At 74.0% G+C, this 12,351-nt stretch carries 9 protein-coding genes; 5 read left to right on the forward strand and 4 right to left on the reverse strand.

Annotated elements, in window-relative coordinates; all coding sequences use genetic code 11:
* Positions 1-128: 128 nt before the first annotated feature.
* On the forward strand, positions 129-938 hold the full coding sequence (locus N555_RS0117575; RefSeq protein WP_029432808.1) for a phytanoyl-CoA dioxygenase family protein: 810 nt from the start codon (positions 129-131) through the stop codon (positions 936-938).
* A 20-nt stretch (positions 939-958) separates the two neighbouring features.
* Here N555_RS0117575 and mce read toward each other — a convergent pair whose 3' ends face one another.
* On the reverse strand, positions 959-1,414 hold the full coding sequence (gene mce, locus N555_RS0117580; RefSeq protein WP_029432809.1) for a methylmalonyl-CoA epimerase: 456 nt from the start codon (positions 1,412-1,414) through the stop codon (positions 959-961).
* Positions 1,415-1,639: 225 nt separating this feature from the next.
* Between mce and N555_RS0117585 the strand changes: the two genes are divergently transcribed.
* The 4 genes from N555_RS0117585 to N555_RS0117600 all read left to right on the forward strand — a co-directional run bounded on the left by N555_RS0117585 (position 1,640) and on the right by N555_RS0117600 (position 6,543).
* On the forward strand, positions 1,640-2,848 hold the full coding sequence (locus N555_RS0117585; RefSeq protein WP_029432810.1) for an acetyl-CoA C-acetyltransferase: 1,209 nt from the start codon (positions 1,640-1,642) through the stop codon (positions 2,846-2,848).
* Positions 2,845-3,879 carry a methylmalonyl Co-A mutase-associated GTPase MeaB gene (meaB, locus tag N555_RS0117590; RefSeq protein WP_081866314.1) on the forward strand — a complete coding sequence of 345 codons (1,035 nt, stop codon included), beginning with the start codon at positions 2,845-2,847 and terminating at the stop codon, positions 3,877-3,879. The genes N555_RS0117585 and meaB overlap by 4 nt, the downstream gene beginning before the upstream one ends.
* Positions 3,880-3,902: 23 nt before the next feature.
* A complete protein-coding gene (locus tag N555_RS0117595) occupies positions 3,903-5,375 on the forward strand; it encodes a phytoene desaturase family protein (protein ID WP_029432812.1) in 1,473 nt (490 codons plus the stop codon).
* Between the two features lie 199 nt (positions 5,376-5,574).
* On the forward strand, positions 5,575-6,543 hold the full coding sequence (locus N555_RS0117600) for a tetratricopeptide repeat protein (RefSeq protein WP_029432813.1): 969 nt from the start codon (positions 5,575-5,577) through the stop codon (positions 6,541-6,543).
* A gap of 4 nt (positions 6,544-6,547) precedes the next feature.
* Here the strand turns inward: N555_RS0117600 and N555_RS0117605 are convergent, their stop codons facing one another.
* From N555_RS0117605 to glgB, 3 genes are all read right to left on the reverse strand, one after another.
* Positions 6,548-7,930: a neutral zinc metallopeptidase gene (locus N555_RS0117605; RefSeq protein WP_029432814.1), complete on the reverse strand. Its 1,383-nt coding sequence runs from the start codon at positions 7,928-7,930 to the stop codon at positions 6,548-6,550.
* A gap of 40 nt (positions 7,931-7,970) precedes the next feature.
* On the reverse strand, positions 7,971-9,362 hold the full coding sequence (locus N555_RS0117610; protein WP_029432815.1) for a neutral zinc metallopeptidase: 1,392 nt from the start codon (positions 9,360-9,362) through the stop codon (positions 7,971-7,973).
* Positions 9,363-9,498: 136 nt separating this feature from the next.
* Positions 9,499-12,312, reverse strand: a complete 2,814-nt coding sequence (gene glgB / locus N555_RS0117615; protein WP_029432816.1) for a 1,4-alpha-glucan branching protein GlgB — start codon at positions 12,310-12,312, stop codon at positions 9,499-9,501.
* Between the last annotated feature and the right edge of the window lie 39 nt (positions 12,313-12,351).

Here is a 12,351-nt window from a genome sequence, read left to right on the forward strand (position 1 = left end):
GGGTCTTCGTCGGCTCGGAGGAGGGGGTGCGGTGGGGGCAGATGTTACTGACGGGTAGCGAGCGGGGCGAGACGAGTCCTCGCGACCTTCGCCACTGGGCGGGCGGACCGGGTCCCTACGCTGCGCCCGTGGACACGGCCGCGGTGAGCCAGGACCAGGTCGAGCAGTTCGCCCGCGACGGGGTGGTCTGCGTGCGCGGGGTGTTCGACCCTGCCGAGGTGGCGCGTGCCGAGGCGGCGATCGAGGAGGTGCTGCGCCGGCCGGGCGACCTGGCCCTGGTCGCCAGCGGCGAGGACGACCCCGGCCGCTTCGTCGAGGACTTCCGCCGCTGGACCGACGTCCCGGGGATCGAGCAGCTGGCGCGGCACTCGCGGGTCCCGGAGATCGCCGCCGCGCTGCTGCGCAGCCCGCGGGTGCGGCTCTACCACGACCACGTGCTGGTCAAGGAGGGTCGGACGGCGCAGCGGACGCCGTGGCACCAGGACCAGCCGTACTACGACGTCGACGGGCGCGGCGTGAGCGCCTGGATCCCGGTCGACCCGGTGCCGGCGGCCGGCAGTCTGGAGCTGCTGGCAGGCACTCACGCCGGACCCTGGCTGATGCCCCGGACGTTCCTGACCGGCGAGGCCCGCTGGTTCCCCGAGGGGTCGCTGGAGGAACTGCCCGACGTCGAGGCCGACCGTGCGGCGTTCGACATCCGGGCCTACGAGCTGGAGCCCGGCGACGCGGTGTTCTTCGACTTCCTCACCGTGCACGGCGCTCCCGGTTTCCCGTTCCCCGGCCGCCGTCGGGTGCTGTCGCTGCGCTACCTCTCCGACGAGGCGCGGCATGCGCCGCGGTCGTGGCGGACGTCGCCGCCGTTCGAGGAGCTGGCCGGGCAGCTGCCCGCCGGGGCGGAGCTGGACCACCCGCTGTTCCCGGTGGTCTGGCCGCGCTGACCCGGCGGGCGAGCGGTGCGTCAGTGCGCCGGCGTCGCAGCGGGCTGGACCAGCTCCACGAGCACGCCGCCGGCGTCCTTGGGGTGCACGAAGTTGACCCGGCTGTTCGAGGTGCCGCGCTTGGGGGCGTCGTAGAGCAGGCGCATCCCGCGCTCGCGCAGGGTCTGGCTCACCGCCTCGACGTCCTCCACGCGGAACGCCAGCTGCTGCAGCCCGGGGCCGGAGCGCCCGATGAACTTGGCGATCGTCGACTCCGGCGTCAGCGGCGCGAGCAACTGGATGCGGGTGTCGCCGTCGCCGACGGCGAGCATGGCCTCGCGGACGCCCTGCTCCTCGTTCACCTCCTCGTGCACGGAGTGCACGCCGAAGGTCTTCGCGTAGAAGGCCAGGGCCTCGTCCAGGTCGGGGACGGCGATGCCCACGTGGTCGATCGTGGTGAACAGCTCCGCGGGCAGGCCGGTCTGGGTCTCGGTCACGGCGGCATCCTCCCGCAGGACGTCCCGGACGTCAGGTCCGGGTGACCGGAGGGCCGCCCGGACGGGTGTGGCGCAGGCGACAGTGGCCGTCCGCCCGGTCCCCTCGTTGCATCGGGCGTCCTATTCTGTCCGTCAGCCCACCCGGTTCGCGGCGGCATCGGCCGCTCCACCGGATCGCACCGACCCGGTCGCCAGCGTCGGCGCCCGGCGCACCTGGAGGCCCTCATGAGCCAGCCCACCCAGTCCCGTTCGGTCATCGTGTCCGGAGCCCGCACGCCGATGGGTCGGCTGCTCGGCGGCCTCAAGGACTTCTCGGCCGCCGACCTCGGCGGTGTCGCGATCAAGGCCGCGCTCGAGCGGGCCGGCATCTCCGGCGACCAGGTCGACTACGTGATCATGGGTCAGGTCATCCAGGCCGGTGCCGGCCAGAACCCGGCGCGTCCGGCCGCGGTCGCCGGCGGCATCCCGATGTCGGTGCCCTCGTTGACCATCAACAAGGTCTGCCTCTCGGGTCTGTCCGCGATCGCGATGGCCGACCAGCTGATCCGCGCCGGGGAGTACGACGTCGTCGTCGCCGGGGGCATGGAGTCGATGACCCAGGCCCCGCACCTGCTGGCGAACGGGCGCACCGGCACCAAGTTCGGCAACTCGACGCTGATCGACTCGATGGCCCACGACGGCCTGTCCGACACCTTCGACCAGGTGGCGATGGGCGAGCTGACCGAGCAGGCGAACTCCCGCTACGACCTGACCCGCGAGGAGCAGGACGAGTTCGCCGCCGGCAGCCACCAGAAGGCCGCCCGCGCCCACAAGGACGGCATCTTCGCCGAGGCGATCACCCCGGTGCTGATCCCGCAGCGCAAGGGCGACCCGATCGAGTTCACCGACGACGAGGGCATCCGCCCCGACACGACCGCGGCGAGCCTGGCCAAGCTCAAGCCGGCGTTCGCCAAGGACGGCACCATCACCGCCGGCACCGCGTCGCAGATCTCCGACGGGGCCTGCGCGGTCGTCGTCATGAGCGCGGCCAAGGCCGCGGAGCTCGGCATCACCCCGATCGCCGAGATCGGCGCCCACGGTGTCGTCGCCGGGCCGGACGCCACGCTGCAGTCCCAGCCGTCGCGGGCCATCCAGAAGGCCTGCGAGCGCGAGGGCATCGACCCCAAGGAGCTCGACCTGGTCGAGCTCAACGAGGCGTTCGCCGCCGTCGCGCTGGTCTCCACCCGCGAGTTGGGCATCGACCCGGAGAAGGTCAACCCCAACGGTGGTGCCATCGCCCTGGGTCACCCGGTCGGCATGAGCGGCGCCCGCGTGGTGCTCGACGTCGCGCTGGAGCTGCGCCGCCGCGGTGGCGGCGTGGGCGCCGCCGCGCTGTGCGGTGGCGGTGGCCAGGGCGACGCCCTGATCCTGCACGTGCCCGCGCCCGCAGCGTGACCTCGGGGGACCTCGGGGGAACCGCGGTCCAGACGCCCGGCCCCGCCGCCCCCTCGGGGAGGCGGGGCCGGCGTGCTGTCGACGTCCCCGCACTGGTCGACGGCGCCCGCGCGGGGGACCCGCGGTCGGTCGCGCGGCTGATCTCGCTCGTCGAGGACGCGAGCCCGGCGCTGCGCGAGGTGGCTGCCGCGCTGGCGCCGCACACCGGCTCGGCCCGCGTGGTCGGGCTCACCGGCTCCCCGGGCGTCGGGAAGTCGACGACGACGACGGCGCTGGTGACGGCGCTGCGGGCCCGCGACCTGCGGGTGGGCGTGCTGGCCGTCGACCCGTCCTCGCCGTTCTCCGGCGGTGCGCTGCTCGGCGACCGCGTGCGGATGCAGGACCACGCCGGCGACCGCGGGGTCTACATCCGCTCCATGGCCTCCCGGGGCCACCTCGGCGGGCTGTCGTGGGCGACGCCGCAGGCGCTGCGGGTGCTGGACGCCGCCGGCTGCGACGTGGTGCTCATCGAGACGGTCGGTGTCGGGCAGTCCGAGCTCGAGATCGCCTCGCTGGCCGACACCACGGTGGTGCTCGTCGCGCCCGGGATGGGCGACGGCATCCAGGCGGCGAAGGCCGGCATCCTCGAGATCGCCGACCTCTTCGTCGTCAACAAGGCCGACCGGGACGGCGCCGCGCAGACCGCGCGCGACCTGCGCGCGATGCAGTCGCTGGGCGGCCGGCACGACCGGCCCGGCTGGTGGCGCCCGCCGATCTGCCGCACGGTGGCCAGCCGGGACGTCGACAACGGCATCGACGAGGTGGTCGAGCAGCTGGACCGGCACGCCGAGTGGCTGGAGTCCTCCGGCGAGGGGCCGCGCCGGCGCACCGAGCGGGCGGCCCGCGAGATCGAGGCGATCGCGCTGGCGGGGCTGCGCGAGCGGATCGGCGACGTGCGCGGTTCCGCGGCGCTGGATGCCCTGGCCGCGCGCGTGGTGGCGGGGCAGAGCGATCCGTTCCGCGCGGCGGACGAACTCCTCGCGCAGCTCTGACCCGACTCGGCGAGACTGGGCCGATGTCAGGCAAGCCGGACGCCGTCGTCGTCGGAGCGGGACCCAACGGACTGGCCGCCGCCCTGCGGCTGTCGGCCGCCGGACTGCGCGTGCAGCTCGTCGAGGCCGCCGACCGCCCGGGCGGGGGCATGCGCACCGAGGAGCTGATCACCTCCGGCGTCCGGCACGACGTCTGTTCCACCGTGCACCCGATGGCAGCGGTCTCGCCGTTCTTCCGCGAGTTCGACCTGGCCAGCCGCGGGGTGAACCTGGTCCACCCCGAGGTCCAGTACGCCCATCCGCTCGACGGCGGCCGGGCGGCGGTCGCCCGCCGCTCCCTGGAGGAGACGGCGGCCGGCCTGGGCGATGACGCGGCCGCCTACCGCCGGCTCTTCGAGCCGCTGGTCGAGCACCGCGAGGACGTCGTCGACTTCTTCCTCTCGAGCATGCTGCGCCGGCTGCCCCTGCACAGCCCCGTCCAGGTGGCGCGGTTCGGGCTGACCGGGCTGCCGAACGTGCGGTGGCTGGCCCGGCGGAACTTCTCCACCGAGGAGGGGCAGGCGCTGCTGGCCGGGGCGGCCGCGCACGGGATGCTCGACCTGTCCCGCCCGCTGACGTCGGCCCTCGGCATGCTCCTCGGGATGCTGGCCCACCACGGCGGCTGGCCGCTGGTCGAGGGCGGGTCGCAGGAGCTGGCCGACGCCATGGTGCGGGCCTTCGAGCAGCAGGGCGGCGAGCTGGTCACCGGGCACGAGGTGACCGACCTGCGCGAGTTCGAGGGCGTGCCCGCGGTCCTGCTCGACACCACCCCGCGGGCGTTCGTGCGCATGGCCGGGGACCGGGTGAACGACGGCTACCGGCGCTGGGTGTCGCGCTACAAGCACGGGCCGGGCGTCTTCAAGATCGACTGGATCCTCTCCGAGCCGGTGCCGTGGACCAACCCCGACGTCCGCCGCGCGGGCACCATCCACGTCGCCGGCAACCTGGAGGAGACCATCGCCGGCGAGGACGGCCCTGCCCACGGCCGGCCCGCGGAGAAGCCCTACGTCCTCGCGGTCCAGCCGACGGTCGTCGACCGCACGCGGGCGCCCGGCGGGGAGCACGTGTTCTGGGCCTACGTGCACGTGCCGCACGGCTCCGACGTCGACATGACCGAGGCGATCGAGGCACAGGTCGAGCGGTTCGCGCCCGGCTTCCGGGACACGATCGTGGCGCGCGTGACGAAGGACGCCGGTCAGATGGAGCAGTGGAACCCCAACCACATCGGTGGGGACATCTCCAACGGCGAGGCGTCGCTGCGGCAGATGCTCGCCCGGCCGGTGCCGCGGTGGAACACGTACAAGACCCCGGTCGAGGGCACCTACCTCGCGTCGGCGGCGACCCCGCCCGGCCCCGCGGTGCACGGGATGTGCGGCGACAACGCCGCCAAGCTGGCGCTGCGCGAGGTGTTCGGCCTGCGCTCGGTCCCGGCGCTACGCCCCGCCCCGGTCGCCTAGCCTGCCCGCTCGGCCCCCGTACCGCGGCACTGCCGCGCCACGGTGCCCGGTGCCGCGCTGCAGCGCGGCACCCGGCTCACCACGGCGGCACTTCCGCGGCGCGTCACGCGGCGGCGGGGACGGCGGTGTGGGGACGGCGGTGTGGGGGACCGAGGGCACCCGCCGCCACGCCCGCGGCCAGGGTGGGATCATCGGGGGCATGCAGCCCACTCGCCCCGGACGCCCCGACCCGCGCGCGCAGGCCCAGCAGGCACAGCTGGCCGCCGCGATGTCCGGCGCCGTCGACCTCGCCGCCGTCAAGGCCCGGTCCGACGCCGCCGCCCGCGCCCAGGCCGCCCCGCCGCCGAATGCCACCGCACCGGCCGGCGCCCCGGGAGCAGCCGTCGTCGACGTCACCGAGGAGACCTTCCAGAGCGAGGTCCTGGACCGGTCGTTCCAGGTCCCGGTCGTGCTCGACCTGTGGGCCGAGTGGTGCGGCCCGTGCAAGCAGCTGTCCCCGGTGCTGGAGCGACTGGCCGGCGAGGGCGGCGGCTCCTGGGTGCTGGCGAAGGTCGACGTCGACGCCAACCCGGCGCTCGCCCAGGGGCTGCGGGTGCAGGGCATCCCCGCGGTGAAGGCCGTGTGGCAGGGGCAGCTCGTCGCCGAGTTCACCGGCGCGATCCCCGAGGACCAGGCCCGCCAGTTCGTCGCCGAGCTCGTCCGCGCCACCACCGGCGGCGGCGTCCCCGGCGAGGGGGAGGCCGCCGAGCCGGAGGCCGAGGACCCGCGGCTCGATGCCGCCGAGGCGGCGCTCGAGCAGGGCGACCTGGCCGGCGCCGAGGCGGCCTACCAGGCGATCCTCGACGTCGAGCCCGACCACCCGGTCGCGGGCCTGGCGCTGCGGCAGGTGCAGCTGTTCCAGCGCGCCGAGGCCGCGGGCCCGGATGCGCTCGCCCTCGCCGACGCCGCTCCCGAGGACGTCGCCGCCCAGACCCGGGCGGCGGACTTCCTCCTCGGGATGGGCGACATCGAGGGTGCCTTCGCCCGGCTGGTCGACACCGTCCGGCGCACCGCGGGCGACGACCGGGACGCCGCGCGCCAGCACCTCGTGGAGCTGTTCGCCGTCGTCGGGGACGACGACCCCCGCGTGGCCGCCGCCCGCCGCCAGCTGATGATCGCGCTCTACTAGAGGACTACGCGCCCACGCTGCAGGCGGAGGCGCCCTCGAGGAAGCCGGCGCGGAAGAGGTCGACCAGCTCGAAGCCGGAGATGTCGAGGCCCGGGAGCACCGCCTCGTCCCGCGCCCGGGTGAGCAGGAACTGGACGCTCTCGTCGACGTCGCCCGGGGAGATGACGATCCCGGACAGCTCGCCGTCGGCCACCGCGGCGGCGTACCAGCCGGTCAGGCAGATCGCCGAGCGCCGGGCGTCGTCGTCGTCCGTGGAGAGGCCCAGCTGGTCGCGGGCGACCAGCGCGTACGGGAGCGAGACGGCGGTCAGCACGGCGAAGTCGCCGATCTCGTCGTAGAGCGGCCGGGCGAGATCGGTGTCGTCGTAGCCGACCACCCCCTCGCCCGGGCACGCGACGAGGTCCAGGTCGGGGTCGTCGGCGCAGGCGGGCGGGCTGCCGTCGAAGGGCTCGAGGGCCGGCGGGTCGAACTCGCCGTCGAGCACCTCGTCGAACGCGCGCGTCCAGAACTCCGGCAGCGATGAGGCCGCCAGCGTCCCGACCTCGGGGTAGGGCGCGTCCCCGCCGGAGGCGAGGTCCTCGTCGCGGAGGAACTCGGCCTGCGTGAAGGGGCGGGTGGGTCCGAAGTCGTCCCGGCACGCCTCGGTGCCCGCGTCGAACCCCTCCTGGAACGCCGAGACCCGGTCGAAGAAGGAGCCGTGGGCCTGGTCGTTGCGCTGCCCGGTGCCGACCGGGTCGCGCAGTTGCAGGTAGCCGCCGAGCACCTGGTCCAGCTCGGACTCCCGGATGCGGGTGTGCTCGGCCTCGCCGTCGGCGACCCACGCGGTCCACGCCCCGGCCAGGCAGTCGGCCTGCGTCTCGGTCAGGATCGACGTCCGCGGGTAGCCGACCCGCGACTGGATCGCGTGGCCGAACTCGTGGGCCATCACCAGTGCCGGCAGGAACCGGCCGGACCCGTCGGCGAGCTCGGCGAGGAAGGCGCGGTCCCAGCTGATCGAGTCCGAGTTCGCGACGCCCTCGGCCTGGCAGTAGAAGGCGTTGTCCTCCACGTCGCGCGGATCGGTGCCGCAGCCGGCCCCCTGCGGGTAGACGGCCGGGTCGACGTCGTCGGGGTCCACGCTGAAGAAGCCGCCGCTCAGCGGCTCGAAGTCGCTGCCGAAGACCTGGGGCAGCTGCTCGTCCCAGAAGTCCTGGAGGTCGGCGAGCGCGTTGGCGGCCAGCTGGTCGACCTCGCCGCCGTCGCTGCCCATCACCTCCACCACCCCGGCGCGGACGTCGGAGCGGGGCGGTTCGGCGGTGCTGGGCACCCCGCCGACGGACACGACGCAGCCCGCCGACAGGAGGGCGCCGATCAGCGCGCAGGTCGCTCCGTAGGTGCGTCGTCCCACCGGTGCGGGGTGCCCGCACCGGGAGGACGGCAACCGCGGGTCAGCCGCTGATGCCGCACTCCGGCGCGCCGGCCCCCTGGAGGAAACCGGCCCGGAAGGCGCCGACCAGCTCGAAGCCGGTGGCCGTCGTGTTCGGCAGCACGCTGTCGGTCTGCCCGTAGCTGAGCAGGAAGAGGATCGCCTCGTCGACGTCGCCCGGGCTCAGCTGCACGCCGCCGTCGTCGGTCGTGAAGTCGCCGTTGAAGAAGGCGGCCGCGTAGCTGCCGGTCAGGCAGACGCTGGACACGGTCGACTCGTCGTCGTTCGTGGAGAGCCCGAGGCTGGCCCGCGCCGCCTCGGCGTAGGGCAGCGCGATCGCCGTCGCCACGGCGAAGTCGCCGATCTCGTCGTACGCCGGCTGCAGCAGGTCGGTCTCGTCGGCGTAGACCGTGTCGTCGTCGGCGCAGAACCCCACGTCGCGGTTCTCCGCGCCCATGTCGCCGCAGCCGGGCGCGGTGCCGTCGAAGAGCTCGACGGAGGGCTGCTCGAAGCCCTCCAGCCAGTCGCCCTCGTAGAACAGCGGCAGCGACTGGTCGATGATGCTGAAGATCTCCTCGTAGGACGCGTTGCCCTCGTTCTGGTAGTCCTCCTCGGTGGTGAACTCGTCGACGGTGAACACCCGGTCGGCGCCGAAGTCGTCGCGGCAGCTGCCGACCCCGCCGCTGTAGCCCTCGTAGAAGCCCGACGCCCGGTCGAAGCCCGAGCCGTGCGCGCCCTCGACGTCGGTGTCGGTCTCCCCGACAGGGTCGCGGAGCTGGATGAACGCGGCGAGCACGTTGTCGAGGTCCTGGATCCGCAGGGTGGTGTGGGGCGCGTTGCCGTCGGCGACCCAGCGGGTGAAGGCGCCGGCGAAGCAGTCGGCCTGCGTCTCGTCGCGGATGGTCACCTCGCTGAACCCGAAGCGGCCCTGCATCGCGTGGCCGAACTCGTGGGCCATGACCGCCGGCCCGCTGAACGAGCCGGTCTCCTCGGTCAGCTGCCGCAGCAGGGCGGTGTCGTAGACGATGACGTCGCAGTCCTGCTGGTAGAACGCGTTGCCCTCGACCTCGGCCGGGTCGATCGGCAGCTCCTCGCAGCCCACACCCGTGTCGGACGGGTAGAGGTCGTAGTCGAGGTCCTCGGTGTCCACCGACCAGTAGCCGCCCGCCAGTGGGGTGAAGTCCTCGCCGTAGAACTCCGGGTAGGCCGCCGACCAGAAGTCGTTGAGGTCGGCCAGGGCGTTCCGGGCGAGCCGGTCGACGTCGCTGTCGGTGGCGCCCGTGATCGGGAACTGGTCGGCCGCCACGTCGGAGACCGGGGGAGCGGGGGTTCCGTCGATGCTGGTGGTGCAGCCGGTGAGCAGCGCGCTGCCCACCGCTGCCGCGACGACCGCGCGGCGCGAGACGTGCCTCATGGAGCGTGGTTCCTCGTCTGCTGGTGGCGCCGCCCGTGCGGCCGTCCGGAGCCGGGCCATGATGCACGGTCGATGCGGACCGGGGAACCGGGACGCGCGCGCCTCCTCCGGGAAGGGGAGGAGGCGCGCGGCGTGGTCATCCCTCGTGCAGCAGCCAGACGGTCCCGAGCGGCGGAGCGGAGAGCGTCACCGAGAACGGCTGGCCGTGCCACGGCTGCTCCTCGGCGACCACCGCCCCGGCGTTGCCGACCCCGGAGCCGCCGTAACCCTCGGCGTCGGTGTTCAGCACCTCGCGCCAGGTGCCACCGCGGGGCAGGCCGATCCGGTACCCGTGGTGCGGCTGGCCGGCGAAGTTGGTGACGACGGCGAGCGCTTGGCCCGCCGTCCCGTCGCCGCCCGGCCGCCCGAAGCGCAGGAAGCTCAGCACGTTGCCGGTGGCGTCGTTGGCGTCGATCCACTGGAAGCCGGCCGGGTCGACGTCCAGCGACCACAGCGCCTCGAGCTCGCGGTACCGGCCGTTGAGGTCGGTCACCAGCTGCAGGATGCCGCGGTGCGCCGGGTCGTCGAGGTGCCACCAGTCCAGCGACCGGCTCTCGGCCCACTCGGAGTCCTGCGCGAACTCCGACCCCATGAACAGCAGCTGCTTGCCCGGGTGGGACCACATGTAGCCGAGGTAGGCGCGCAGGTTGGCCAGCTGCTGCCACCGGTCGCCGGGCATCTTCCGCAGCAGCGAGCCCTTGCCGTAGACGACCTCGTCGTGGCTGATCGGCAGCACGTAGTTCTCGGAGTAGGCGTAGATCATCGAGAACGTCATCTGGCCGTGGTGGTAGCTGCGGTGCACGGGCTGCTTGCTCATGTACTCGAGCGAGTCGTGCATCCAGCCCATGTTCCACTTGAACCCGAAACCCAGGCCCCCGAGGTGGGTGGGCCGGGTGACGCCCGGCCACGCGGTGGACTCCTCGGCGATGGTGACGACGCCCGGAACCTCTCGGTAGACGGTCGCATTCATCTCCTGCAGGAAGGCCACGGCCTCGAGGTTCTCCCGGCCGCCGTGCACGTTCGGCGCCCACTCGCCGTCCTTGCGCGAGTAGTCGAGGTAGAGCATGGAGGCGACCGCGTCGACGCGGATGCCGTCGATGTGGAACTCCTTGCACCAGAACAGCGCGTTCGCGACCAGGAAGTTGCGCACCTCGGTCCGGCCGAAGTCGAAGACGTAGGTGCCCCAGTCCGGCTGCTCCCCGCGACGGGGGTCGGGGTGCTCGTACAGCGGCGTGCCGTCGAACCGGGCCAGGGCCCAGTCGTCCTTGGGGAAGTGCGCCGGGACCCAGTCGACGATGACGCCGATGCCGGCCTGGTGCGCCTTGTCGACCAGGTAGCGGAAGTCGTCGGGGCTGCCGAAGCGGGACGTCGGGGCGTAATAGCTGGTGACCTGGTAGCCCCAGGACCCGCCGAAGGGGTGCTCGGCGACGGGCATGCACTCGATGTGGGTGAACCCGGCGGCCGCGACGTAGTCGACCAGCTCGTCGGCCAGCTGCCGGTAGGACAGGCCCTGCCGCCAGGAGCCGAGGTGCACCTCGTAGACGCTCATCGGCCGCTCGTGCCAGTTGCCGGCCGCCCGGTCGGTGAGCCACGCCTCGTCGGCCCACTCGTGGGTGGACTCGGTGACGACGGAGGCGTTCAGCGGTGGCACCTCGGTGGCGAAGGCGAGGGGGTCGGACTTCTCCCGCCACGTCCCGTCGGCACCCAGCACGTGGTAGCGGTACCGGCTGCCGGCCTGCACGCCGGGGATGTAGATCTCCCAGACGCCGGAGGAGCCCAGCGCCCGCATCGGGTACGCGCGCGCCTCCCAGTAGTCGAAGTCGCCGGTCACCTTGACCCCGCGGGCGTTGGGTGCCCAGACGGCGAACGAGACGCCCTCGACCGGGCCCCGGGGGGTGTCGTAGCGGCGGACGTGCGCGCCGAGCACCTGCCACAGCTGCTCGTGCCGGCCCTCGCGGATGAGGTACTGGTCGAGCTCACCGACGGTGGGCAGCCAGCGGTAGGGGTCGTCGACGGTGAAGGTGTTGGTGCCCCCGGCGCCGTCGCCGTAGGTCACCTCGATGCGGTAGTCCCCGGGCTGCTCCGGCAGCAGGGCCTCGTAGATGCCGCCGCCGTGCAGCTGGCGCGCCTCGTAGCGGCTGCCGTCCTCGTCGGTGACGGCGACGGAGACGGCCTCGGGCCGCAGGGTCCGGACCGCCCAGCCGTGCGCCGTCTCGTGGGCACCGAGCACGGCGTGCGGGTCGTGCGACCAGCCCTCGACGACCGCGCGGAGGTCGTCCCCGCCGACGTCGCGCGGCGCGGTGTCCCCGGAGGGAGGAGTGGGCGTCGGCGCCGCGGCGGTGGTCTCCGCCGGCGCCTGCGGCTCGTCCGCTGCCGCCGGGTCGGGGTCCGGGGCCTGCGGCTGACCGGCCGGGGCACCCGACGGGGAGCCGGGCTCGGCGATGGGCGCCGGCGCGACCACCGGCGTCGCGGTGCCGCCCTGCTCGGCGATGACGTCGGCCTGCGGCTCGGCGGTCGCCGCGGGGGCCGCCTTCTTGCGCGGCGCGCGCTTGGCCGGCGCCTTCTTCGCCGCCGCCGGGGCGCCGGGGACCGGGGCGTTCTGCGCGGACACCGCGTCGGCGTCGGCAGCGGGCTCCACCTCGGCCACGGCACCCTGCGCGGCCACCGTCTTCTTGGTCGCCTTCCGGGTGGCCTTCTTCGCCGGGGCGCCGTCGCTGCCCGCGGCCGCCTTCTTCGCGGGAGCCTTCTTCGCCGCCGGCGCGCGCTTGCGGGCCGGCGCGGCGTTGACGACCGGCTCGGCCTCGGCGGCCCGGGCCTGCTCGGCCATCGCGTCGACCGCCTGCTCCAGCTCCTCGCGCGTGGCCGGGCTGTCGGGCGTCTCGGGGGTGGGGGGGCCTTCGGGGGTGGTCATCGCGTCGTCGTCCTCTTCATGGCGTGGGGTGCGGGCTGG

This window comes from Blastococcus sp. URHD0036, from assembly GCF_000701365.1.
Lineage (GTDB): Bacteria > Actinomycetota > Actinomycetes > Mycobacteriales > Geodermatophilaceae > Trujillonella.

Bases quoted from the DNA above. Each gene is read 5' to 3' on its own strand.
- N555_RS0117585 (WP_029432810.1), top strand. From the start codon at position 1,640: ATGAGCCAGCCCACCCAGTCCCGTTCGGTCATCGTGTCCGGAGCCCGC.
- N555_RS0117600 (WP_029432813.1), top strand. From the start codon at position 5,575: ATGCAGCCCACTCGCCCCGGACGCCCCGACCCGCGCGCGCAGGCCCAG.
- glgB (WP_029432816.1), bottom strand. From the start codon at position 12,312: ATGACCACCCCCGAAGGCCCCCCCACCCCCGAGACGCCCGACAGCCCG.
- N555_RS0117595 (WP_029432812.1), top strand. From the start codon at position 3,903: ATGTCAGGCAAGCCGGACGCCGTCGTCGTCGGAGCGGGACCCAACGGA.
- N555_RS0117610 (WP_029432815.1), bottom strand. From the start codon at position 9,362: ATGAGGCACGTCTCGCGCCGCGCGGTCGTCGCGGCAGCGGTGGGCAGC.